Here is a 24,877-nt window from a genome sequence, read left to right on the forward strand (position 1 = left end):
CGCCATTCTCTCGCAATAGTCGTTCCATGCTGGAAAGGTGCGGCTTTGGGCAAAGCTGTTCTCAGCCGGCGCGCTTTCGAGGGATGGATTTTCTCGTTGATTTCTAGATATAACTCTTTGAAAAACAATGAAGTTTTGAGGAGGCCGGGCATGATCAGGATTACACGACGCATACTGCTGGCGGGAGCGGTCGCTCTTGCCGTGTCCCCCGCGGCGCGGGCGGCGGATCCGCTCAAGGAAATCCGGATCGACTGGGCGACCTATAATCCGGTGTCGATGGTCCTGAAGCAGAAGGGGCTCCTGGAAAAGGAGTTCGCCAAGGACGGCATCACCGTCATTTGGGTGCAGTCGGCCGGCTCCAACAAGGCGCTCGAATTCCTCAATGCGGGCTCGATCGATTTCGGCTCGACCGCGGGCTCGGCGGCGCTGGTCGCGCGTATCAACGGCAACCCGATCAAGTCGATCTACGTCTATTCGCGTCCCGAATGGACGGCGTTGGTGACATCGAAGGATTCCAAGATCGCTGATGTCGCTGACCTCAAGGGCAAGCGCGTCGCGGTGACGCGCGGCACCGATCCGCACATCTTCCTGGTGCGCGCGCTGCTTGGCGCCGGTCTCACCGAAAAGGACATCACGCCGGTGCTGCTCCAGCACGCCGACGGCAAGACCGCGCTGATCCGCGGCGACGTCGATGCGTGGGCCGGGCTCGATCCGATGATGGCGCAGGCCGAGGTCGAGGACGGCGCGAAACTGTTCTACCGCAAGGCCGACGCCAACACTTGGGGCATCCTCAATGTGCGCGAGCAGTTTTTGAAAGACTATCCGGATGTCGCCCGCCGCGTCCTTGCCGTTTACGAAGAAGCGCGAAAGTATTCGCTGGCGAATTACGATGAGCTCAAGAAGACCTTCATCGCCGTGACCAAGCTGCCGGAGCCTGTCGTCGACAAGCAGCTCAAGGAGCGTACCGAGCTGACCCACAGCCGCATCGGCGCGCCCCAGCGCGAGTCGATCCTCGCCGCGGGCCTCGCTTTGCAACAGGCCGGCGTGGTCGATGCCAAGGTCGATGTGAAGGCAACGCTCGATGCTCTGATCGACGATCAGGTGCCGCTGCCGACGAATTAAGGTTGGCCTTGTAGCCCGGATGGAGCGCAGCGAAATCCGGGGCGGTCCATCCTGGGGCACGATTCCCGGATTGCGCTTCGCTCCATCCGGGCTACTCAGGTAGAGGAGGGCGCGGCAAGAGTAGTGTTGCATTCCCTGACGAGACGCGCTTCCTACCGACCATGATCTCCGACGCGCCAGCCGCGCAACAAACCTCGGAACCGGCCGAGAGCGCCGCGCCCTCGCGGCTGTCGCGCTATGCGGGACCGGCGCTGGGATTGCTGTTGCCGCTCACCCTCGCGCTTGGCTGGGAACTCCTGGTCTGGCGCGGCTGGTCCAACGGCCGGCTGGTGCCGCCGCCCTCGCGCGTGTTCGCCACCATCGTTGATCTTGCCCGCTCCGGCGAGTTGGTCCGTCACATCGCCGCGACACTGTGGCGCGTCGGTCTTGGCTTTGGGTTCGGCGTGGTCGCGGGCACGTTGCTCGGCGCCATATCCGGCTATTGGTCGCTGGCGCGGCGGCTGCTCGATCCGACCGTGCAGGCGCTGCGCGCAATCCCATCGCTGGCCTGGGTGCCGCTGTTCATTCTCTGGCTCGGCATCTTCGAGACCTCGAAGATCGCGCTGATCGCGGTCGGCGTGTTCTTCCCGGTCTATCTCGGCGTGATGGGCGCGATCCTCATCGTCGATCGCAAGATCGTCGAGGTCGGTCGCACCTTCCGTCTCTCCGGACCTGCCATGATCCGGCGGATCCTGCTGCCCGCGGTGCTGCCGGCCTATGTCGTGTCCTTGCGCGTCGGTCTTGGTCTGGGCTGGATGTTCGTGGTGGCGGCCGAGCTGATCGGCGCGTCCGAAGGCCTCGGCTATCTCCTGCTCGACGGCCAGCAACTCGGCAAGCCCGCGCAGATCCTCGCCGCCATCGTGATCTTCGCGATCCTCGGCAAGCTCACGGATTGGTTGATCGAGATCGCGGCTGCGCCCTTCCTGCGCTGGCAGGACGCCTTCGGGCGTACGGTGGGAGCATAAGGCGATGCTGGCGCTCGACCGGGTCAGCAAGACCTATCCCAACGGCGTGCAGGCGCTGGCGCGCTTCTCCGCCGAGATCAGGCAAGGCGAGATCGTCGCCATCATCGGCGGCTCGGGCTGTGGCAAGTCCACGCTGCTGCGCGCCATCGCGGGCCTCGACCGCGCAAGCTCGGGCACGGTGACGCTCGACAACGAGGCGATCGCCGCGCCGCATGCCAAGATCGGGATCATCTTCCAGGAGCCGCGGCTGCTGCCCTGGCTCAGCGTCGCCGACAATATCGGCTTTGGGCTTGCCGATGGGCCCGCGACTGAGCGACGTGAAAAGGTGGCGCGTGCGCTCGATCGTGTCGGGCTCGCCGAGAAAGCCCAGGCCTGGCCGCGCGAGCTCTCGGGCGGGCAGGCACAGCGCGTCGCGATCGCCCGCGCGCTGGTGCCGCAGCCCGAGGTGCTCTTGCTCGACGAGCCGTTCTCGGCGCTCGATGCCTTCACCCGCAGGGATCTCCAGGATCATCTGCTCGATCTCTGGGCCGACACGCGGCCGACGCTCATCCTCGTCACGCATGACGTCGACGAGGCCGTGGTGCTGGCTGACCGCGTGCTGGTGATGCGGCCGCGGCCGGGCCGGCTGTTCGACCAGATCGAGATCAATCTCGGCCGGCCACGCGACCGCAATTCACCGCTGTTCGAGAATTTCAAGCGAAGTGTGCTGACGTCACTCGACCGCTCGCTCGACCGCAACGTGCCCGACCGTGACGCAACCCAGGGTCCCGGTCAGGCCATGTGGTGGTGACAATTTCTCTCCAAGCCGGTACATCGAGAAGCAATTTTACCGGGAGAGACAAAATGGACGCCGCAGCACTGCGCCAGATGCAGGCCCCGATCAAGGAGCGCTACAAGACCGACCCCAAGACCGCGATGATCACGTTGAAGGCCAAGGGCTCGACCGACAGCGAGGGCATCGCCTGCAAGGTCGAGACCGGCCGCGCCATCGCAATGGCCGGATTGCACCCGGCGACCGGCGGCTCCGGCCTGGAGCTTTGCTCCGGCGACATGCTGCTGGAGGCGCTGGTCGCTTGCGCCGGCGTCACGCTGAAATCGGTCGCGACCGCGATCGAGGTGCCCTTGAAGACCGGCAACGTCTACGCCGAGGGCGATCTCGATTTCCGCGGCACGCTCGGCGTCGACAAGGAGACGCCGGTCGGCTTCGCCGAGATACGTCTGCGCTTCGACGTCGACACTGATGCGCCGCAAGACAAGCTCGACCTGCTGCTCAAGCTCACCGAGCGCTATTGCGTGGTCTATCAGACCATCAAGAACGGCCCGAAGGTCTCGGTGTCGATGCAGCGGATGTAAGGCGCGGACCGCAGTCCAACAATCGGTGTCGTCCTGGCGAAAGCCAGGACCCATTACCCCGACGCCGATTGTGTTGCGATACTGGCGACTACGACCGTCTAACACAGCGAAGCCCGTGGTCATGGGTCCTGGATCGGCGCTCACTCCGTTCGCTTGTCCAGGACGACAAAAGAAAAAAATGTCCCCCGAGCTCCACTTCATCCTCATCCTCGTTCTGCGCATGATGGTCGCGGCGGCGTTCGTCGTGACGGCGTCGATCATCACCGAGCGCTCAGGGCCGGTGATCGGCGCGCTGGTCGCGACCTTGCCGGTTTCGGCCGGACCATCCTACGTCTTCCTCGCGCTCGACCACGATGCCGCCTTCATCGCGCAGGGCGCATTGTCGAGCTTGCCGGTCAATGCAGCGACGATCTTCATGTGCGTCACCTATGTGGTGCTGGCACAGCGGCGCAGTCTTCTGGTGAGTTGCGGAAGCGCGGTCGCGGTCTGGATCGTGTTCGCATCGATCATCAAGCAGTTCGACTGGCCGCTCACAGCCGGGCTCGCCGCCAATCTGATCGCGTTCGGCATCTGCATTCCGCTGCTCGCGGGCTGTCGCCACGTGAAGATGCCATTGGTGACGCGGCGCTGGTACGACGTGCCGATGCGGGCTGCGCTGGTCGCGACGCTCGTCGCCATCGTCGTCTCGACCTCGGGCTGGGTCGGTCCCCGGATCAGCGGCATCATTGCGCTGTATCCCGTGGTGTTCTCCAGCATCATGGTGATCCTGCATCCGCGCATCGGCGGTCCGCCGACCGCCGCGGTGCTGGCCAATTCGGCCTGGGGCCTGCTCGGATTCGGAATGGCGATCGCCGTGTTGCACGTGGCGGTCGTGTGGTTCGGCTCCGCCGTCGGACTCTCTGTTGCGCTTGGCACTTGCGTGACCTGGAATCTGACGCTGTGGTGGATGGGCCGGCGGAAGCTTCGAGGCCAGGCTGCCTGACAACATCGTCGCGCAGACTTTTCAAGGCGAGCCGCAGGTCACCCGGAGTACTACGGTGGTGGGCTGACGTGTGGCGGCAACTGCAGCCTGCAGTGCACCTTTCATCCTTGCCAGGCATCGTTGCCCCGCTAAGTCATTGAATGATCATTCATCTGCCGATGCGTCGGCGCTCCGGTGCAGGTTTTTTTCGAGCGTTCTTCAATCACTCGCGCGTGCCATTTATCGATAGCTTAGTTAGCGGTTTGTTTCAGCTTGCGTCCTATACTTGGACTCGTTGGCGTCCAGTTTAGCATTCAACGCCATTTTTTTTCGGCCATCGGTCCATGGCACCGAGCACAACCAGATCAATTTGGAGACACCATGTTCAAGCGCAAGTCGAATAGCGGTGCATTGGTTATGATGGCTGCCAAGGCTGTGAGCGCCAACCTGATGGTGGCCGACAACGACCTGAACATCGTCTACATGAATGATGCGGTGACAGACCTGCTGCGCGCGGCTGAGCCCGATCTCAAGAAAGAGCTGCCCCACTTCAACGTGGCGACGCTCGTTGGAACCAACATCGATGTGTTTCATAAGAATCCCCAGCATCAGCGCAAGATGCTAGCGAGCCTCACCGCGGTGCATCGTGCGATGATCCAGGTTGGTGGCCACAAGTTCGACCTCGTCGCGACACCGCTGAAGAACGAAGACGGCAGCCGGGCCGGAACTGTCGTGGAATGGTCCGATGCTTCGATCCGCCTTCAGAACCTCGACTTCGGGGGACAGGTTGCGGCCGCGAACCGCTCACAGGCGGTCATCGAGTTCGCGATGGATGGCACGGTCCTCACCGCCAACGAGAATTTCCTGCGTACGCTCGGATACACGATGAACGAGATCCAGGGCAAACATCACAGCATGTTCGTTCCGTCTGTCGAACGCGAAAGCCCGGCCTATCGCGAGTTCTGGGCTGCGCTCAACCGCGGCGAATATCAGGCCGCCGAATACAAGCGGATCGGCAAGGGCGCCAAGGAAGTCTGGATCCAAGCCTCATACAATCCCGTTTTCGACGAGAAGGGCAGGCCCACCAAGGTGGTGAAGTTCGCGACCGATGTCACTGAACAGAAGCTCAAGAGTGCCGACCTTGCGGGCCAGATCGCGGCGATCGACAAGGCGCAAGCCGTGATCGAGTTCAACATGGACGGCACGATCATCACCGCCAACCCCAATTTCCTCGGCGCCCTCGGCTATTCGCTGGCGGAGATCAAGGGCAAGCACCACAGCATGTTCGTCGAGCCCTCGGAGCGCGATGGCAATGACTATCGCGAGTTCTGGGCGGCGCTCAACCGCGGCCAGTACCAGGCGGCCGAATACAAGCGCATCGGAAAGGGTGGCAAGGAGGTCTACATCCAGGCCTCCTACAACCCGATCATGGATCTCAACGGCAAGCCGTTCAAGGTCGTGAAATATGCGACCGACGTCACGAAGCAGGTGCTGGTCCGCATGGGCAACGAGCGCGTCCGCAGCATGATGGAATCGGTCGCCGCGGGTTCGGAGGAGCTGAACGCCTCGGTGCGGGAGATTTCCGAGGCCATGACCAAATCGCGCGAGACCGCGATGAGCGCGGTGGAGCAGGTCGCGTCCGCTGATGCCCAGGCCCAGCGCCTCACTGAAGCGGCGCTGGCGATGAGCGGGATCGTCGAGCTCATCAACAACATCACCGGGCAGATCAACCTCCTGGCACTTAACGCCACCATCGAATCCGCCCGCGCCGGCGAAGCCGGTCGGGGCTTTGCGGTGGTGGCTTCGGAGGTCAAGAGCCTCGCCAACCAAGCCAAGCAGGCCACTGACAAGATCGGCGCGGAGATCGGCAGCCTCTCAACGGCATCTCCGGAGACGTCGTCACCGCCCTGGCTTCGATCAAGACGGCCATCAGCAACGTCAGCGAATATGTGACGTCGACGGCCGCGGCAATCGAAGAGCAGAGCACCGTGACCAACGAGATGTCGACCAGCATGCAGCGCGCCGCAGCGGAAGCCGCGGCGATCTCGGCGAGGGCATAGCCAGCGCTCGGAATAGGGTGGGTTAGCGGAGCGTAACCCACCTCTTTGGTTTCTGCGGTGACAGAAGTGGTGGGTTACGCCTTCGGCTAACCCACCCCACGGCACCGTCACTGTTTCGGCAGCTTGGCCTTCAACGCATAGAGCGCATCGAGCGCCTCGCGCGGGGACATCTCGTCCGGGTGCAGCGCCTTCACGGCATCCATCAGCAGTTCGGCTTCGCTCGGCGGCACGGCTTCCGCGGCGGCGCGCGAGGGCACGGCGAACAGCGGCAGATCGTCGGCGAGCGCGCGCGCGGTCTGACCGCGGTCCTGGGCTTCCAGCTTGGCCAGCACCGATTTCGCGCGCGTGATCACGGCCGGCGGCAGGCCCGCGAGCTTGGCGACCTGGATGCCGTAAGAGCGGTCGGCCGAACCCGGCAACACCTCGTGCAGGAACACGACGTTGCCCTGCCATTCCTTCACCCGCACGGTCGCGTTGAACATCCGCGGCAGCTTTGCGGAGAGCGCCGTCAGCTCGTGATAATGCGTCGCGAACAGCGTGCGGCAACGATTGCTCTCGTGCAGATGCTCGATCGCGGCCCAGGCGATCGAGAGGCCGTCGAAGGTCGCGGTGCCGCGGCCGATTTCATCGAGGATCACGAGCGCGCGCTCGCCGGCCTGGTTGAGGATCGCAGCCGTCTCGACCATCTCGACCATGAAGGTGGAACGGCCGCGGGCGAGATCGTCGGCGGCGCCGACACGCGAGAACAGGCGGTCGATGATGCCGATCCGCGCGCGTGTCGCCGGCACGAAGCTGCCGATCTGGGCAAGCAACGCAATCAGCGCGTTCTGGCGCAGAAAGGTCGATTTACCGGCCATGTTCGGGCCGGTCAGCAGCCAGAGCTGGCCGGATTTTTGCGCAGGGCCCGGCGAGAGGTCGCAGGCATTGGCGATGAACGGCTCGCCATTGCGCTTCAAGGCCTGCTCGACCACCGGATGACGGCCGGCCTCGATGGCAAAGCCAAGAGAGCCGTCCACCTCGGGCCGCACATAGTTCTCGTCGATCGCCAGCTTGGCCAGCGACGTCGCGACGTCGAGCAGTGCAAAGGCATGGGCGGCTGCGCGCAGCTCCTCGCTGATCGCCAACGCCTCGGCGCAGAGCCGCTCGAAAATCTCGAGCTCGAGCCCGAGTGCGCGGTCGCCGGCATTGGCGATCTTGGCTTCGATCTCCCCCAGTTCCGAGGTGGTGAAGCGGACCTGGCCGGCGAGCGTCTGGCGGTGGATGAAGGTTGCGTTCAGCGGCGCCGACATCAGCTTGTCGCCGTGCTGCGCGGTAACTTCGACGAAATAGCCGAGCACGTTGTTGTGCCGGATCTTGAGACCCTTCACACCCGTGTTGTCGGCGTAGCGCGCCTGCATCGAGGCCACCACCAGGCGCGAGGCGTCGCGCAGGTTTCGCGTTTCGTCCAGCGCAGGCTCATAGCCCTGGCGAACGAACCCGCCGTCCCGCTTGATCAGCGGCAGTTGATCGTCGAGCGCCCGGGCGAATTCCGCCGCGAGCTCGCGCGATGGCCTTTGGAGCGCCGCCGTCACCGCGGCGATCTCCTGCGGCGGCTGGTCGAGTTCGTCAAGCCGCGTCAGCACCTGGTCGGCGGCGATGATGCCGTCGCGCAGGCCGGCGAGGTCGCGCGGCCCGCCGCGGCCGACGGATATACGGGCCAGCGCCCGCGACATGTCCGGGGCGCCGCGCAGGATGCTGCGGATGTCCTCGCGCGCGGCCGAGTCGGCAACGAAGCTGCCGACGGCATCGAGCCGCCGCGCAATCGCCGCCGCATCGGTCAGCGGCGCCGCAAGCCGCTGCGCCAGCAGGCGCGAACCGGCCGAGGTCACCGTGCAGTCGATCGCATCGAGCAGCGAGCCGCGGCGTTCTCCGGCCAGCGTCCGCGTCAGTTCGAGATTGGCGCGGGTGGCGGGATCGATCGCCATGGTCGCGCCCGAGGCTTCGCGCGCGGGCGGCGACAGCGGCGGATGCTTGCCGACCTGGGTGCGGTCAACATAGGTGACGGCAGCGGCGGCAGCAGTGGCTTCCAGCCGCGCGAGCTGCGACAGTCCGTCCATGGTCGCGACGGCAAAATAGTCGCACAGCCGCTTCTCGGCGGTGGCGCCGTCGAAGACGTCGCGGGTCAGCGGCGTCACCGCCGGCAGCTCGCGCAGGGTCTGTCCAAGCTCGCTATCGTTATAGAGCGCGTCGGTGACGATCACCTCGTTCGGATTGATGCGCGCGAGCGTCGCAGCGAGTTCGCCGCCCGAACATTCCGTCACCATGAATTCGGCGGTCGAGATGTCGATCCAGGCGAGGCCAAAGCGGTCGCCGCCCGCCGATGAGCGCGCGCGCGCGAGCGCCAGCAGGTAATTGTTGGCGCGCGCGTCGAGCAGCGTGTCCTCGGTCAGCGTGCCCGGCGTGACCAGGCGCACCACGCCGCGGCGCACGACACTCTTGTTGCCGCGCGCCCTGGCGGCGGCGGGATCCTCGGTCTGCTCGCACACCGCGACGCGGTGGCCGCCGGCGATCAGCCGGTGCAGATAATCCTCGGAGCGCTCGACCGGAACGCCGCACATCGGGATATCGGCGCCCTGATGTTTGCCGCGCTTGGTCAGGACGATGCCGAGTGTCCTGGAGGCGATCTCTGCGTCCTCGAAGAACAGCTCGTAAAAGTCGCCCATCCGGTAGAACAGCAGGAGGCCCTGATGCGCCGCCTTGATTTCAAGGTACTGTTCCATCATCGGCGTGACGCGCGCGGCGGCTTCCGCCTGCTGGGCGGGCGTATCGTCAGGGGGCGGCACTGGGATCGGCTGTTGCATCGTCATGGGCGGCGCAACCTACAAAATTTCACCTCGCGCTCCTATCGCTTTGGCCGCGGAGGGGAGGTTTTCCACGTTGTCCGCACCGCGGCATGCGCAACTCGCGTGCGCACCCCTCGGAACACGGGCGTATCGGTCAATTGACCTGCCGCGGGCGCCCTCCTAAAACTCCGTCGACATTGAAGAATTCAGGCCGGATCGCGGCATTCAGGGAGAACAACGATGCGTGACGTCTTTATCTGCGATGCCGTGCGGACCCCGATCGGCCGTTTTGGCGGCTCGCTCGCCAAGGTGCGTGCCGACGACTTGGCTGCGGCCCCGATCAAGGCTCTGATGGCCAAGCACCCCAATCTCGATTGGGCACAGGTTGACGAGGTCTTCTTCGGCTGTGCCAACCAGGCCGGCGAGGACAACCGCAACGTGGCACGCATGGCGCTCCTGCTTGCGGGTCTGCCGGATTCGGTTCCGGGCCAGACCCTGAACCGGCTCTGTGCCTCCGGCCTCGATGCGGTCGGTGCCGCCGGCCGCGCCATCCGTTCCGGCGAGATCGAGCTTGCGATTGCCGGCGGCGTCGAATCCATGACGCGCGCGCCCTTCGTGATGGGCAAGGCGCAGGAAGCGTTCTCGCGCTCGGCTGAGATCTTCGACACCACGATCGGCTGGCGCTTCATCAATCCGCTGCTGAAGGCGCAGTATGGTGTCGACGCGATGCCCGAGACCGGCGAAAACGTCGCCGAGGAATTCCAGGTCTCGCGCGCCGATCAGGACGCCTTCGCGATCCGCTCGCAGCAGCGCGCGGGCGTCGCGATCGCGGCCGGCTATTTCGCCGAGGAGATCATCCCGATCACCATTCCCGGCGGCAAGGCCGGCCCTGTGACCGTCGACAAGGACGAGCATCCGCGCCCCGAGACCACGCTCGAAGCCTTGACGAAGCTCAGGCCGATCGTGCGCAATCCCGGCACGGTGACCGCCGGCAACGCCTCCGGCGTCAATGACGGCGCCGCCGCGATGATCCTGGCGTCCGAGGCTGCCGTGAAGAAGCACGGCCTGACGCCGCGTGCGCGCATCCTCGGCCTCGCTTCGGCCGGCGTGCCGCCGCGCATCATGGGCATTGGACCTGTGCCGGCCACCCGCAAGCTGATGGAGCGTCTCGGCAAGAAGATCAGCGATTTCGACCTGATCGAACTCAACGAAGCCTTCGCCTCGCAGGGTATCGCCTGCATGCGCCAGCTCGGCGTTGCCGACGATGCCGATTTCGTCAATCCGCATGGCGGCGCGATCGCACTCGGTCATCCCCTCGGCATGAGCGGCGCGCGCCTTGCGCTCACCGCCGTGCACGGCATGGAAAAGCGCGGCGGCAAGCTGGCGCTCGCCACCATGTGCGTCGGCGTCGGTCAGGGCGTTGCCGTCGCGATCGAGAAGCTGAACTGACGGGACGCGAAGCGTGCCGTCATCCCGGGGCGGTGCATTTGCACCGAACCCGGGATCTCGAGATTCCGGGTTCAGCCCTCGGGCTGCCCCGGAACGACAGGGAGAACCGTGCCATGATCATCGCGAGCGAGCAGGACGTCACGGCTGCGGCATTGGCGGTGATGGAGCAGACGTCCAATCCCCGGCTGCGCCAGATCATGGTCTCCCTGGTCAAGCATTTGCACCGCTTTGTCCGCGACGTTCGCCTGACCGAGAAGGAATTCCGCGACGCCACGGCTGTGATCGCCGAGCTCGGCAAGCTCTCGACCGACACGCATAACGAGGTCGTGCTGATGGCAGGCTCGCTCGGCGTCTCGCCGCTGGTGTGCCTGCTGAACAACGGCGATGAGGGCAACACGGAAACCGACCAGTCGCTGCTCGGACCGTTCTGGCGGCTGAACTCGCCGCGGGTGGAAAATGGCGGATCGATCGTCCGCTCCGAGACACCGGGCGCGCCGCTGTTCGTCAACGGCCGCGTCGTGGACAGGGACGGCCGTCCCGTCGCCGGTGCCGAGGTCGATGTCTGGCACGCGTCGCCGGTTGGTCTCTATGAAAACCAAGACCCCGAGCAGGCCGACATGAACCTGCGCGGCAAGTTTACGACCGACCAGGACGGAGGCTTCTCTTTCCGCTCCGTGATGATGGTCGGCTATCCCATTCCGACCGACGGCGTGGTCGGCCGCCTCCTAGAGGCGCAGAGCCGACATCCCTATCGTCCCGCGCACCTGCACGCGTTGGTCTTCAAGCCCGGATTCAAGGTGCTGATCTCGCAGGTCTACGACCCCGCCGATCCGCATATCGATAGCGATGTGCAGTTCGGCGTGACCAAGGCACTGGTCGGCAAGTTCCTGCGCCATGACACGCCACACCCGACCGAGCGCGACGTCGCGACGCCCTGGTATTCGCTCGACCATGTCTACCGGCTCGAAGCCGGGGAGGCCGTCCTGCCGCGTCCGCCCATCAAATAGGGCGCAAAGCCGCTTCCCCCAATTAGTTATATCCTATAATGATTGGCGGAAGCGTAGACCGGTCGGAAAAGGGCCGGGGGAGGAGTTCGCCCATGACATTCATCTATCCCGTCGACAGCAACACGGCGCATCCGTTGCCGCTGTCGCCCGAGTACAAGAGCTCGATCAAGCGCGCGCCGAACAAGCCCTTGATCCCGATGCGCCATACGCTGTCGGAGCTGACCGGCCCGGTCTACGGCCACGAGACCGTGCGCGAGGGCGACAACGACCTCACCACCCAACACACTGGCGAGCCGCTCGGCGAACGCATCATTGTGCATGGCCATGTGCGCGACGAGGACGGCCGCGGCGTGCCAAATTCGCTGGTCGAAATCTGGCAGGCCAATTCCTGCGGCCGTTACGTTCACGTCCGCGACCAGCATCCGGCGCCGCTCGATCCGAACTTTACGGGCGCCGGTCGCACCGTGAGCGACGCCTCCGGTTACTATCGTTTCGTCACGATCAAGCCTGGCGCCTATCCCTGGGGCAATCATCACAACGCCTGGCGTCCCGCACACATCCATCTCTCGGTGTTCGGCCATTCCTTCGTCACGCGTCTCGTGACGCAGATGTACTTCCCGGCCGATCCGCTATTCCCGTTCGATCCGATCTTCAATTCGGTGCCGGACGAAAAGGCGCGGGCGCGGATGGTGTCGTCGTTCGATCTCGAGAACACCCAGCCCGAATGGGCGCTGTGTTACCGCTTTGACATCGTGCTGCGGGGCAAGAACGCCACCCCTATGGAGAACCATTAAGTGCAGGACAATGGGATCACGCCGTCGCAGACCGTCGGCCCGTTCTTCAAATATGGCCTGACGCCGACCGGCGAGTACGCCTGGAACGATGCGTTCACCAACTCGACCCTGACGCCCGACGTCACCGGCGATCGCGTCCGGATCGAGGGGCGCGTGTTCGACGGCGACGGCGTCGTCGTGCCCGATGTCATGCTGGAGATCTGGCAGGCCGACGCGCAGGGGCGCTTTGCCGATCCGCAGGACAAGCGCGCGCTGCCGAATGCGAGCTTCCGTGGCTTTGCCCGCTGCGGCACCGACAAGGACGGCAATTATTCCTTTGAAACCATCAAGCCGGGCGCGGTGCCCGATCCCGACGGCAAGCCGCAGGCACCGCATATCCTGCTTGCGGTGTTTGGCCGCGGCATGCTGCGGCATCTCTATACCCGCATCTATTTCAGCGACGAGGCCGGCAATGCCGCCGATCCCGTGCTGGCGGTGGTGCCGGCCGACCGCCGCGCCACGCTGACCGCCGTGCGCGAGGCCGGCAAGCCGGTGTACCGGCTCGACCTGCGGCTTCAGGGCGACAACGAAACGGTGTTTTTCGACGTGTGAGTCCAGCGTCGTCCCGGACAGGCGGAGCGCCGACCCGGGACGACAGCGGAGGACGGGCCTGATTTCGCTGCCCGAAACCGTTCACCTGACGCCGTTTCCCGTATTTTTCCGGAGTTCGCGCGATGCAATTTCCGCGCGAAGCAATCCCGTGTTTACCGTAATCCTTTAAGGTCCGTGGGATTCGGCGCGGCCCCATTGGATTGTTCCATGAAAATTCGCCTTTCGCTTTCTTCCGCAATCATTGCTTTCGGCGTCGTTCTGGCGATCGGTTTCACCGCCGTGGTCTCCACCAGCCTTTACGCCTTGAAAGAGCTCAAGGTCGGCGGCCCGCTCTATTCCGATATCAAGCTGGGCAACGATCTCATCGCCGACATCCTGCCGCCGCCGGAATATGTCATCGAGGCCTACCTCGAGGCCACGCTCGCCATGCGCGAGCCCGACCAGCTGGCGGCTCATGGCGAACGCCTGGTCCAGCTCCGCAAGGATTACGACGAGCGCAAGGCATTCTGGGTCACCTCCAGCCTCTCGGCCGACCTGAAGACGGCCCTGGTGTCGAAATCCGACGCCGAGGTGCAGAAGTTCTGGAAGCTGCTGTCCGACCAGCTCCTCCCCGCGCTCAAGGCCAAGGACACGGCCGCTTCCGAGCGCGCCTACGCGCAGCTCAAGGACGCCTACACCGCGCACCGCGCCGTCATCGACAGCATCGTCGAGAGCGCCAACAAGCAGAATGCCGACATGGAGAAGCTGGCCGCGGACCGCGACAGCTCCATGCTTTATATCCTCCTCGGCGTCTCCGCCGCCGTCCTCGCCTTCATTGCGGCGGGCCTGCTCGGCGTCGCCCTCGGCGTGATGCGCCCGATCGTGCGCATGACCAGCACGATGCAAAAGCTCGCGACCGGCGATCTCGCCGCCGACATTCCTTTCGCGCACCGGCAGGACGAGGTCGGCTCGATGGCGGGCGCGCTCCTGGTGTTCAAGCAGGCGGCGGTCGAGAATTCCCGCCTGCGCGAGGAGCAGTTGCAGAAGGCGCAGGAGGCGGCGCTCGCCAAGCGCGGCGCCCTGCACCAGATGGCCGAAACCGTCGAGCGCGAGACCGGCCGCTCGGTCGACACCGCGAGCGCCGCGACGCAAGGCGTGGAGCGTGCCGCCTCCAGTCTGTCCGAGATCGCAAGGTCGCTCTCGACACAATCGCAGGCGGTCGCAGCCGCCTCCAACCAGGCTCTCGGCAGCTCGCAGACCGTCTCGGCCGCAGCTGAAGAACTCAGTGCTTCGATCCGCGAGATCGCAACCCAGGTCGCGCGGACCAGCACGGTGACGAAATCGGCGGTCGCTGGTCGGGAACAGGCGCGCTCGACCATCCAGACGCTGGCCGGATCGGTCAAGAAGATCGCCGAGGTCTCCGACCTCATCGGCGGCATCGCCGGCCAGACCAATCTGCTGGCACTCAACGCCACCATCGAGGCGGCGCGCGCCGGGGAGGCCGGCCGTGGCTTCGCGGTGGTCGCCGCCGAAGTGAAATCCCTCTCCGACCAGACCGCCAAATCCACCGAGGAGATCGCGCGGCTGATTGCCGAGATCCAGGCCTCGACGCAGGCCGCAGTCGACGCCGTCGAAACCATGGGAGGCCACATCGTCGAGATCGACGGCGTTGCCACCTCGGTTGCCGCCGCGATGGAAGAGCAGGACGCGGCGACGCGAGAGATCACGCGGTCGATCTCCGAATCGGCGTCCGCGGCCAAGGAGGTCTCGGCCAAGATCGGTGATGTCAGCCGCGACGCCGCCTCCGTGAACGAGCGCGCCGCGGAGGTCAGACAGGCGATCGCCGGCATGGCGGCCAATCTCGAACAGCTCCGGTCGGTCGTGGTCCGGACGGTGCGCGACTCGACAGCGGCGGCCTGAGCCGGGCGCGACGTCGTTCGCTGGCGCCTGCGGCCGTGATCGTGCAGTATGACGCGGGGCAGGGGCATCGTGGTTATGACAACTCCACAATTGCCGGCGGTCGTTGAGCCCGCCCAACTGACAGCTGCGCTGCGCAGGAGTGGCGTACTGGACGCTGGTGCAGTGCGCGAAGTGAAGGTGCTGCATCAGCGCGACACCGTCGTCTCACACATCGTTCGCCTCGGCCTGCGCTATGTCGGGGAATCCGCCGGTGCGCCGCAATCGCTGATCCTGAAGACTGCCAATTCCGACTTCACCAAGACGCTTGCAGATGCTGGTCGACAGGAAGTGGCTTTCTACACGCAGCTTGGGCCAAGCATGCCGCAGGGGCTCGCGCCGCGCTGCTTCGACGGGAGTTTCGACGAGGAAAGCCTCAATTGGCACCTGCTGCTCGAGGATCTCACCGACAGCCACGAGATCGCGACCCAATGGCCGCTGCCGCCGTCACGTGAGCAGGCGGTGGCGATCGTCACGACGCTGGCACGCTGGCATGCGGCATGGTGGGACCATCCTGGTCTTGGTGATACCGTCGGCACCTGGGCGAGCCCCGAGGACCGCATGCAGCACATGGAGACCTTCGCCGGCCATTATGACCGTTTTGCCGATCTGCTCGGCGATCGCCTTAGCGAAGAGCGCCGCACCTTCTACCGCCGCCTGATCGAGCAGTCGGCCCGGCTATCTCAGCGCTATCATTCGCGACGTCACATCAGCATTGCTCATGGTGATGCCCATGTCTGGAATTTCCTGCTGCCGCGGCCCGGCGTCGCGGATACCGCGCGCATCTTCGATTTCGATCAGTGGCGCATCAACGTGCCTACGAGTGACCTCGCCTACATGATGGCGATGCAGTGGTATCCGGACCGCAGGCAGATGCTCGAGCGGCCGCTGCTCAACCTTTATCACGAGACGCTGATCGCCAGCGGCGTCAGCGGCTACACGCGCGGCGCGCTCGACCGGGACTATCGTCTGTCGGTGCTCTGGCACATCACGAGGCCGGTCTGGCAATGGAGCATCAACCTCCCGCCGGTGATCTGGTGGAATAATCTGGAGCGCGTGATGATGGCGGTCGAGGATCTGGGCTGCGAGGAATTGTTGTAACTGCTCACGCCACAAAACCGCTGTCGTCCTGGCCTTCGCCGGGACGACGTATCACTCCATCACCGCATGTTCCGGCCCGGCCGCCTGCTTGCGCAGGGTGGCCTTGGTCGAGCCGATCAGCAGGGCCAGCGGGATGGTGCAGAGGATGAAGAACATCACCAGCTCGTAGTCGTGCGCGAAGGCGATGATCTGCGCCTGCACGCTGACCATGCGATCAGCCATGGCACGGCCGGCGTCGGTGGAGAGATTGATCATGCCGCTGACGCTGGGCATCTGGAGCGCATGGTTGAATGGGTTGATGTGCTCGGACAGGATCGCGTAAGTCCGCCGTGTACCCTGCGTCAGCTGGGCGATGACGACGGAAATGCCCACCGAGCTCGCGACGTTGCGCATCAGGGTCAGCATCGCGGTGCCGTCGGTGCGCAGCTCGTTCGACAAGGTCAGGAACGCCACCGTCGAAAGCGGCACGAAGACCAGGCCGAAGCCGAAGCCCTGGATGACGCTGACGGTCACGATCTCCGGCACCTGGGTCAAATCGGTCCAGCCGGTCATCTGGAACAGCGAGCCCGCGGTCAGCGTCAGGCCGGTGATGATCAGCGTGCGGGCCTCGATGTAACGCATCATGCGGCCGACCAGCATCATGGCGAAGAAGGTGCCGAAGCCGCGGCTCGCCAGCAGCAGGCCCGCGGTGATGATGGGATAGCCGATCACGTTCTGCATGTAGGGCGAGGCCAGCGCCATGGTCGAGAACAGCACGAGGCCCATCACGACCATGAACATGCAGCCGGTGACGAAGTTGCGATCCCTGAACAGCGCGAAGCGGATGAACGGCGTCGAGGTCGTGAAGGAGTGCGCGATGAAGAAGTAGAAGGCGACCGCCGAGACGATGAACTCCGCAAGGATCTCGGCCGATTCGAGCCAGCCCAATTGCTCGCCGCGGTCGAGCGCGAGCTGAAGCGAGCCGATTGCGACCGCCAGTGCCGCGAAGCCGAACCAGTCGAATCTGAGACTGAGATCCTTCCGGGTCTCGTCCATGAAGATGATGAGCCCGATCACGGTGATGGCGCCGAACGGCAAATTGACGAAGAACACCCAGTGCCAGGAATAAGTCTCGGTCAGCCAGGCGCCGAGCGAGGGACCCATGATCGGCCCCATCATCACGCCCATGCCCCAGATCGACATCGCCTTGGCGCGTTCCTGGAGCGTGTAATAGTCGAGCATCACCGATTGCGACAACGGCACCAGGGCGGCGCCGAACACGCCCTGCAGCAGGCGGAACAGCACCATCTGGTTGATGTCCTGCGCGAGCCCGCACAGCACCGATGCCATGGTGAAGCCGGCCGAGCAGATGATGAAGATGCGCTTGCGGCCGAAGCGGTTGGCGATCCAGCCCACCGGCGCCGTCATGATCGCGGCGGCGACGATGTAGGAGGTCAGCACCCAGTTGATCTGGTCCTGCGAAGCCGACAGCGTGCCCTGCATGTAGGGCAGGGCGACGTTGGCGATGGTGGTGTCCAGCGCCTGCATGATGGTTGCCGTCATGGCGCAGATCGTCACCATGTTCCGGCGCAAGCCGGGAACCATCAAATGGGCATTGGGGCCGGACATCGGATCAGTCCCTGTCTCAGTCTTTGTCCGAATCTTTGTCTTGGCTCGCGGTCGCCGACAGGCCGAGCAGGCCGGCGAGCGAGCGCCGGTGGCCGGTGTCGATGGTGGCGTAGACGCTCATGCCGGCCTTCAGCTTGCGCACGTATTTGTCGGTCTCGTCGAAATAGATGCGGATCGGCACGCGCTGCACCACCTTGACGAAATTGCCGCTGGCGTTCTGCGGCGGCAGGATCGCGAATTGCGCGCCGGTGCCGGGCGAGAGCGAGCCGATCTTGCCCTTGAAGGTATGGTTCGGGAACGCGTCGACCTCGAGCGTGACCGGCTGTCCTTCGGTGACGTAGGTGAGGTCGCTCTCCTTCGGATTGGCGTCGACCCAGGGATGGGCCACGTCGATGATGGAGAACACCGGCGTGCCGGCAGCGACGTAGCGGCCGAGCTGGATCTGCTCGACCTGGGTTGCCACGCCATCCATCGGCGCCCGCAGCACGGTGTGGTCGAGGTTGCGCTGGGCATCGTCCAGCTTGGCTTTCGCTTGCGCATAGGCCGGGAACTGCTCCAGCGGCAACTCGGGGTTGCCGAGCAATTGCGTCCTGGCATTCGAGAGTTGCTGCTTGATGTATTGCGCCTGCGCGCCGGCGGTCACCAATGCATTCGACGCGTTGTCGAGATCGAGCTGCGAGCCGTAATTGTTCTTCACCAGCGACTGTTTGCGCTCGACGTCGCGCTGCTTCAGGTCCATGCCCTGCTGGGCGAGATTGAGCATGTCGCCGTAGATCCTGATGTTGGCAACGAGATTGTCATAGGTGATGCGGGCTTGGGCGAGTTGCGCTTTGGCTTCTTCCAGCGCGTGACGGAACGGAGCGGGGTCGATCTCGAACAGCTCGTCGCCGTGCTTGACGATCTGGCCCTCCTTGACGACGACCTTCTGGATTTTGCCGGAGATATCGGGCGTCACCAGCACCTTCTGGGCGCCGACATAGGCGTCGTCGGTGCCGACGTAACGGCCGCCATTGAGATAGAAAGTGAAGCCGGCAGTCGCGACGACGATCGGCAGCACGACCAGGAGCAGCACGCGGCGATAGCGGCGCAGGCCCGCCACCAGGCGGCGGCGCGGATTGGTGCCGGCTTTCTTGGTGGGTTTGCCGCCGTCGATTTTCTGCTCGGGCTGGAACTTGAGAACCTGATCAGCCATAGCGCTGCTCCTTACGCGCTTGTTCCGCTCCGCTGGTCTGGATCGCGGACCGCACGTTTTCCTTGATTGTTTCGAGTTGGGTGAGGAGGCGGTGGGCGTCCGCCGGAGTGATGCCGTCGAGCGCGTTGGCCGTGAGCTCGGACTTCAGCCCGCTCATCCGCCCGAGCAATTGCCGCCCGGCCTTCTTCAGGTACAGCCGCTTGACGCGGCGGTCCGAAGGATCGTTGCGTCGCTCGATCCAGTCGCTGTCGCAGAGTTTGTCGATCAGGCGTGTCAGCGTGATCGGCTGCACCTCGAGAAGCTCGGCGAGCTCCGACTGCTTCATGCCCTCGCTGCGCTCGACCTTGGCCAGCACCGCCCATTGCGCGCGGGTGATGCCGAAGCGCGAGGCTTCCTTGTCGGCATAGACCCGGAGCAGGCGATAGAGCTCGGCGAGCGTAAACAGGAAATTCTGGTCCACGGGCCCTGGGCTCATGAGCTTGGTCTCCAATAAGCTTGGAATATAATAAGCAAGCTTATGATTATTTCATGGCGGGTTTGCGGGACACTGTCCCGCAGGCCGAGCATGGCTGATGGCCGCATCGCCGGTCCCGCTTTGGGTTCCCCTTTCGAAATGCTAGAACGCCGGTCGCATGACCCTCGCAAAACCGGCATTTCCCGCGCCCGACCACGATCACGGCCGCTGCACCGCGGATGCGCTGGCGCATGCCGAGGCTGTTTGCGGAGAGCGCGCGCAGAAATTCACGCCGATACGCCGCCATGTGCTGGGGGCGCTGCTCTCGAGCCACCGGCCGCTCGGCGCCTATGAGGTGATCGACGAGCTGGCGAAGTCGATGCCGCGGCCGGCGCCGATCACGGTCTATCGTGCTCTCGATTTCCTGATGGCCAACGGCCTCGTGCACCGCATCGAAAGCCGCAACGCCTATCTCGCCTGCGCCGCTCACGACCACGACGCGACCTCGGCGGTAACGTTCCTGATCTGCGAGCGCTGCGGCCTGGTCGGTGAGATTCCGTCGGCTTCCTTCGCCAGGGATCTCAACGCCGCCGCGCGCAGCTCAGGCTTCGCTCCCAAATTGTCAGTGGTGGAAATCACGGGCGTTTGTGCGCATTGTCAGAAAGCTGCATAGAGCAACAACGGCGCAAAGCCGGTTTTTCAGGAAGAAATGTCCTCACCTCAAGCCATACCGTCCGCCGGTCGTCCCCTCAGTGCCGGCGCCATCGCCCTGATGCTCATGCTGTGCCTGACCTGGGGCTTCAACCAGATCGCGGTGAAGCTGGTGCTGCCGGACATCCCGCCGATGCTTCAGGCCACGTTCCGCTCGATGGGCGCGCTGCCGGTGCTGTTCATCATCGGCAGCTTGCGCGGCGTTAAATTCTTCGAGCGCGACGGCACCTGGAAGCCGGGCGTCATCGCCGGACTGATGTTCGGCATCGAGTTCGTGCTGATCTTTCAGGGCCTGCGCTTCACACCGGCATCGCGGGCGGTCGTGTTCCTCTACACCGCGCCGTTCTTCGTCGCGCTCGGCTCCTATCAGGTGCTCGGCGAGCGACTTGGCGGGACGCAATGGCTGGGGCTCGCCATCAGCTTTGCCGGCGTCGCACTCGCGATCGGCGTGCCGCAGCCCAATGTCGATTCGCATGTTCTGCTCGGCGACCTCATGATCGTCGGCGGCGCCGCGCTGTGGGCGGCGACCACGCTGGTTGCCAAGGGCACGCGGCTGCGCTTCGCCGCGCCCGAGAAGGCGCTGGGCTACCAGGTCGCGACCTCGATCCCGATCCTGGGGCTGGCCGCTTGGCTGTTCGGGGAGACCATCCCGCATACCCCGTCGCCGCTGTCGCTGGGCCTGATGGCCTTCCAGGCGATCTGGGTCGTGGGAACCACGTTCACGCTTTGGTTCGCGCTGGTGAAGACCTATTCGGCCAGCAAATTGTCGGCTTTTACCTTCATCACCCCTTTGTTTGGCGTGGTGGGTAGCTATTTCATCATGCACGACACGCTGAACCTGACATTCGGGGCTGCCGCCGTCCTTGTCATTGCTGGGCTTTTTCTGGTTAACCGTCCCAGCCAATCCGCTGCGGCACCGCGCGATGCATTGCTGAACGTCACCAAAACCTGATATTTGGACGCCATGAACAAGCTCGAAAAGACCATCGATTCCGACGTTGCGGGCCCCGCGCCCCGGCACAAGACCACCCAGGTCAAGGTCGGCGACGTCGCCGTCGGCGGCGGTGCGCCGATCGTCGTGCAGTCGATGACCAACACCGACACCGCCGATATCGACGGCACCATTGCCCAGGTCGCAGCGCTCGCCCGCGCCGGCTCCGAAATGGTCCGCATCACCGTGGACCGTGAGGAGGCCGCGGCCGCCGTCCCGCACATCCGCGACGGCCTGCTCAAGCGCGGCATCACCACGCCGTTGATCGGCGACTTTCATTATATCGGCCACAAGCTGCTCGCGGCCTATCCGGCCTGCGCCGAGGCGCTCGCCAAATATCGTATCAATCCCGGCAATGTCGGCTTCAAGGACAAGCGCGACACTCAGTTTGCCGACATCATCGAGATCGCCAACAAGAACAACAAGCCGGTGCGCATCGGCGCCAATTGGGGTTCGCTCGACCAGGAGCTGCTGACCAAGCTGATGGACGAGAACGCCGCGTCCGCCGATCCGCGCGACGTGCGCGCGGTGACGCGCGAGGCCATGGTGCAGTCCGCGCTGCTCTCGGCCGCGCGCGCCGAAGAGCTCGGCATGCCGAAGGATCGCATCATCCTCTCGGCCAAAGTCTCGGCCGTGCAGGATCTGATCGCGGTCTATCAGGATCTCGCCAGCCGTTCCGATTACGCGATCCATCTCGGCCTGACCGAGGCCGGCATGGGCACCAAGGGCATCGTGGCGTCCTCGGCCGCGCTCGGCATCCTGTTGCAGCAGGGCATCGGCGACACCATCCGCATCTCACTGACGCCGGAGCCCGGCGGCGACCGTACCCGCGAGGTGCAGGTCGGCCAGGAGCTCTTGCAGACCATGGGCTTCCGCACCTTCGTGCCCCTGGTTGCGGCGTGCCCCGGCTGCGGCCGCACCACCTCGACCACCTTCCAGGAGCTGGCCAGCTCGATCCAGGGGTTCATCCGCGACGAGATGCCGACCTGGAAGACGAAGTATCCCGGCGTGGAAGAGCTCAACGTCGCGGTGATGGGCTGCATCGTCAACGGCCCCGGCGAATCCAAGCACGCCAATATCGGCATCTCGCTGCCGGGCACGGGCGAGGCGCCGGCTGCCCCGGTGTTCGTCGACGGCAAGAAGTTCCGCACCCTGCGCGGCCCGACCATCTCCGCCGACTTCAAGGCGCTCGTGATCGACTACATCGAGCAGCGCTACGGCCAGGGCGCCAAGGTGCCCGTGACCGCGGCGGAGTAGTATTGCCCCGCTTTTGCGGCGTGTAGCCCGGATGGAGCGCAGCGAAATCCGGGTTCTCGCAAGCTGACGAACTCAACCCGGATTGCGCTTCGCTCCATCCGGGCTACGATGTCCCCAATCAAGAGCGATCGGGAGACACGCCATGAGCTCACTCGCCGGCAAGCAGGGCCCGCGCTATCGCCATGCGGCGGACGACGGCGCGCCTTACGAGACCATCGCGGTCGAAAAGCTCACCCCCATCATCGGCGCGGAAATCTCCGGCGTCGACATCGGCAAGCTCGTTTCCGATGATGCGCGCTCCAACCGGCAGATGGACGAGGTCCACCGCGCGCTTGCCGAAAACCTCGTCATCTTCTTCCGCGACCAGCACATCACTCCGCAACAGCATCTCGCCTTCGGCCGCAAGTTCGGCGAGCTGCATTTCCATCCTGCCGCGCCGCATGAGGATGAAGACCCGGCGCTGATGAAGATCTATGCGGATGCGAACTCGCCGCGCGCCAACGGCGAGGGCTGGCATTCCGACGTGTCCTGCGATCTCGAGCCGCCGATGGGCTCGATCCTCTACATCAAGCAGTGCCCGCCGCGCGGCGGCGACACTCTGTTCGCCAACATGTACGCGGCCTACGAGGCGCTGTCGGACCGGATGAAGGCCTATCTCGACGGGCTCACCGCGCTGCATGACGGCGAGCCGATCTATCGCGGGCTCTACGCCAATTACGGCGTCGCCGACCGCCCGTCCTATCCGAGTGCCGAGCATCCCGTGGTGCGCACGCATCCGGTCACGGGCAGGAAGGCGCTCTACGTCAACCGCGGCTTCACCCGCCACATCAACGGCATCCCGCGCGACGAGAGCGATGCGATGCTGGCCTATCTCTACCAGCACGCCGAGAACCCGCTGTTCCAGTGCCGCTTTCGCTGGACCGAGAATGCCATCGCCTTCTGGGACAACCGCTGCACCCAGCACCGCGCGATGTGGGACTACTGGCCCCACACGCGCTCCGGCACGCGCGTGACGGTGAAGGGGGAGCGGCCGGTTTAACCGGCCTGCCCACCGCGTTCCGCGTTGACGTCTTCCCGCGGCCGCGCCAATCTTGCCGAAAACAAAGACCGTCGGGAGGATTTTCCATGCTCCGCGCCGAGGACAACAAATTCCTGACCGAGTCCGGTCCCGGAACGGGGATGGGTGAATTGTTGCGCCGGTTCTGGATTCCCGTGCTGCTGTCCGAAGAACTGCCTGAACCCGACGGTGAGCCGAAGAAGATCGTCGTGCTCGGCGAGGAGCTGCTTGCCTTCCGCGACTCCCGCGGCGTCGTCGGAATCATCGACCAGTATTGCCCGCATCGCGGCGCCAATCTCTGGCTTGGGCGCAATGAGGAATGCGGCATCCGCTGCGTCTATCACGGCTGGAAGTTCGACACCGACGGAAGGTGCGTCGACATGCCGACCTCCTATCCCGATCTCAACGCCAAGGATCTCATCCGCATCAAATCCTATCCGGCGCGCGAATGGGGCGAGATGATCTGGGCCTATATGGGCCCGGCTGACACCATGCCTGATCTGCCCGATCTCGAAATGGCGCTGCTGCCAGCTTCGCACCGCTATGTCAGCAAGAAATGGCAGGACTGCAACTGGGTGCAGGCGCTCGAAGGCTCGATCGACACCGCGCATTTCACCTTCGCCCATCTCTCCTTCGACAAGGAGGAGAACGAGATCCTGGACATCAAGAAGCACTTTGTGAATCCGATCGCGCGGATGTCGAGCGATCACATGCGCTGGATCGCCGAAGACCCACGGCCTGTGATCAAGATCCAGGCGCACCCGGCTGGCCTCACCATCGCCGGCGGGCGGCTCACCGGCGGCGACAACATCTACTGGCGCATCGCGCAGTTTCTGATGCCGTTCCACGCCTATGCCCCGAGCGCGATGCCGGGCGAGAACATCTTTGGCCAGACCTTCGTGCCCGTCACCGACACCAATTGCTGGATCTACACCTATGCCTGGAATCCGGAGCGGCCGCTGACGCAAGCCGAGCGTGACGCCTTTGACCGCGGCAATGGCGTGATCGCGGAGGTCGGCGACAATTACGTGCCGCTGCGCCACAAGGGCAACGACTATCTGATCGACCGCAAGCTGCAGAAGACCAGGAGCTACACCGGCATCAAGGGCGTCTCCGAACAGGACGCGGCCGTGCAGGACAGCCAGGGCCCGATCGCCGACCGCACCCGCGAGCATCTCGGTCCGACCGATCTCGGTATCATGCATTTCCGGAAAGTCGTGATGGAGCTGGCGCGAGCGCTTCAGCAGGGCGAGCCGCCGCCGCAGGCCGCGCATCAGGATCGCTACGCCGTGCGCTCGGGCGCCTGCGTCACCAGCAAGGCCAAGGACCTGTCCGCGGTGATGCTGGAGCGTTTCGGTGACGCCACGGGCTTTGTCGGCCGACCGCGAACAGCGGCAGCGGAGTAGCG

General features: G+C 64.7%; 20 protein-coding genes and 1 pseudogene. 17 read left to right on the forward strand and 4 right to left on the reverse strand.

The genetic code is table 11. The annotated features are described in order from the left end of the window. Positions 1-150: 150 nt before the first annotated feature. The 6 genes and pseudogenes from ACVIN2_RS21750 to ACVIN2_RS21775 all read left to right on the forward strand — a co-directional run bounded on the left by ACVIN2_RS21750 (position 151) and on the right by ACVIN2_RS21775 (position 6,500). Complete coding sequence (locus ACVIN2_RS21750; protein WP_456767100.1) at positions 151-1,122, forward strand: aliphatic sulfonate ABC transporter substrate-binding protein; 972 nt, start codon at positions 151-153, stop codon at positions 1,120-1,122. Positions 1,123-1,283: 161 nt separating this feature from the next. Continuing rightward, positions 1,284-2,126 (forward strand): ABC transporter permease, encoded by an 843-nt coding sequence (locus tag ACVIN2_RS21755; RefSeq protein WP_456767101.1) that lies wholly within the window; start codon positions 1,284-1,286, stop codon positions 2,124-2,126. 4 nt (positions 2,127-2,130) lie between these two features. Further along, the gene (locus tag ACVIN2_RS21760) at positions 2,131-2,916 is read left to right on the forward strand and encodes an ABC transporter ATP-binding protein (protein ID WP_456767102.1); all 786 of its coding nucleotides are present in this window, start codon (positions 2,131-2,133) and stop codon (positions 2,914-2,916) included. A 53-nt stretch (positions 2,917-2,969) separates the two neighbouring features. After that, entirely contained in the window at positions 2,970-3,479 is a 510-nt protein-coding gene (locus tag ACVIN2_RS21765; RefSeq protein ID WP_027566043.1) for an OsmC family protein, read from the forward strand. 178 nt (positions 3,480-3,657) lie between these two features. Further along, positions 3,658-4,461 carry a hypothetical protein gene (locus ACVIN2_RS21770; protein ID WP_456767103.1) on the forward strand — a complete coding sequence of 268 codons (804 nt, stop codon included), beginning with the start codon at positions 3,658-3,660 and terminating at the stop codon, positions 4,459-4,461. 360 nt (positions 4,462-4,821) lie between these two features. Continuing rightward, positions 4,822-6,500, forward strand: a pseudogene (locus ACVIN2_RS21775) (PAS domain-containing protein). Between the two features lie 107 nt (positions 6,501-6,607). On the opposite strand, the gene mutS reads toward ACVIN2_RS21775, so the two are convergent. Next, positions 6,608-9,346, reverse strand: a complete 2,739-nt coding sequence (gene mutS, locus ACVIN2_RS21780) for a DNA mismatch repair protein MutS (RefSeq protein WP_456767104.1) — start codon at positions 9,344-9,346, stop codon at positions 6,608-6,610. Between the two features lie 216 nt (positions 9,347-9,562). Between mutS and pcaF the strand changes: the two genes are divergently transcribed. The 6 genes from pcaF (at position 9,563) to ACVIN2_RS21810 (ending at position 16,199) form a co-directional block, all read left to right on the forward strand. Beyond that, the gene (pcaF, locus tag ACVIN2_RS21785) at positions 9,563-10,771 is read left to right on the forward strand and encodes a 3-oxoadipyl-CoA thiolase (RefSeq protein ID WP_456767105.1); all 1,209 of its coding nucleotides are present in this window, start codon (positions 9,563-9,565) and stop codon (positions 10,769-10,771) included. Positions 10,772-10,884: 113 nt separating this feature from the next. Then, positions 10,885-11,778 carry a dioxygenase family protein gene (locus ACVIN2_RS21790; protein ID WP_456767106.1) on the forward strand — a complete coding sequence of 298 codons (894 nt, stop codon included), beginning with the start codon at positions 10,885-10,887 and terminating at the stop codon, positions 11,776-11,778. A gap of 92 nt (positions 11,779-11,870) precedes the next feature. Next, positions 11,871-12,572, forward strand: a complete 702-nt coding sequence (gene pcaH, locus ACVIN2_RS21795; RefSeq protein ID WP_027514573.1) for a protocatechuate 3,4-dioxygenase subunit beta — start codon at positions 11,871-11,873, stop codon at positions 12,570-12,572. Then, on the forward strand, positions 12,573-13,163 hold the full coding sequence (pcaG, locus tag ACVIN2_RS21800) for a protocatechuate 3,4-dioxygenase subunit alpha (protein WP_027566037.1): 591 nt from the start codon (positions 12,573-12,575) through the stop codon (positions 13,161-13,163). Positions 13,164-13,370: 207 nt separating this feature from the next. Beyond that, positions 13,371-15,062, forward strand: coding sequence for a methyl-accepting chemotaxis protein (locus ACVIN2_RS21805; protein WP_456767107.1), 1,692 nt, complete (start codon positions 13,371-13,373; stop codon positions 15,060-15,062). A gap of 48 nt (positions 15,063-15,110) precedes the next feature. Further along, positions 15,111-16,199, forward strand: coding sequence for a phosphotransferase (locus ACVIN2_RS21810; protein ID WP_456767108.1), 1,089 nt, complete (start codon positions 15,111-15,113; stop codon positions 16,197-16,199). A 51-nt stretch (positions 16,200-16,250) separates the two neighbouring features. On the opposite strand, the gene ACVIN2_RS21815 is transcribed toward ACVIN2_RS21810, so the two are convergent. From ACVIN2_RS21815 to ACVIN2_RS21825, 3 genes are read right to left on the reverse strand one after another with little or no spacing between them, the layout of a single operon-like run. After that, the gene (locus ACVIN2_RS21815; RefSeq protein ID WP_456767109.1) at positions 16,251-17,807 is read right to left on the reverse strand and encodes an MDR family MFS transporter; all 1,557 of its coding nucleotides are present in this window, start codon (positions 17,805-17,807) and stop codon (positions 16,251-16,253) included. Between the two features lie 16 nt (positions 17,808-17,823). Next, positions 17,824-18,999 (reverse strand): HlyD family secretion protein, encoded by a 1,176-nt coding sequence (locus ACVIN2_RS21820; RefSeq protein ID WP_456767110.1) that lies wholly within the window; start codon positions 18,997-18,999, stop codon positions 17,824-17,826. Further along, a complete protein-coding gene (locus tag ACVIN2_RS21825; protein WP_007598134.1) occupies positions 18,992-19,474 on the reverse strand; it encodes a MarR family winged helix-turn-helix transcriptional regulator in 483 nt (160 codons plus the stop codon). Before ACVIN2_RS21825 ends, ACVIN2_RS21820 begins: the two co-directional genes overlap by 8 nt. A gap of 157 nt (positions 19,475-19,631) precedes the next feature. On the opposite strand from ACVIN2_RS21825, the gene ACVIN2_RS21830 reads away from it, so the two are divergent. The 5 genes from ACVIN2_RS21830 (at position 19,632) to ACVIN2_RS21850 (ending at position 24,875) form a co-directional block, all read left to right on the forward strand. Continuing rightward, entirely contained in the window at positions 19,632-20,126 is a 495-nt protein-coding gene (locus ACVIN2_RS21830) for a Fur family transcriptional regulator (RefSeq protein WP_007615963.1), read from the forward strand. Positions 20,127-20,162: 36 nt separating this feature from the next. Continuing rightward, on the forward strand, positions 20,163-21,116 hold the full coding sequence (locus tag ACVIN2_RS21835) for a DMT family transporter (protein ID WP_007615962.1): 954 nt from the start codon (positions 20,163-20,165) through the stop codon (positions 21,114-21,116). Between the two features lie 12 nt (positions 21,117-21,128). Next, positions 21,129-22,412 carry a flavodoxin-dependent (E)-4-hydroxy-3-methylbut-2-enyl-diphosphate synthase gene (gene ispG / locus ACVIN2_RS21840; RefSeq protein WP_027514566.1) on the forward strand — a complete coding sequence of 428 codons (1,284 nt, stop codon included), beginning with the start codon at positions 21,129-21,131 and terminating at the stop codon, positions 22,410-22,412. 142 nt (positions 22,413-22,554) lie between these two features. Then, positions 22,555-23,451, forward strand: a complete 897-nt coding sequence (locus ACVIN2_RS21845; RefSeq protein ID WP_456767111.1) for a TauD/TfdA dioxygenase family protein — start codon at positions 22,555-22,557, stop codon at positions 23,449-23,451. 86 nt (positions 23,452-23,537) lie between these two features. Then, on the forward strand, positions 23,538-24,875 hold the full coding sequence (locus ACVIN2_RS21850; protein ID WP_456767112.1) for a Rieske 2Fe-2S domain-containing protein: 1,338 nt from the start codon (positions 23,538-23,540) through the stop codon (positions 24,873-24,875). Positions 24,876-24,877 lie beyond the last annotated feature (2 nt).

Source organism: Bradyrhizobium sp. USDA 3650 (assembly GCF_054057395.1).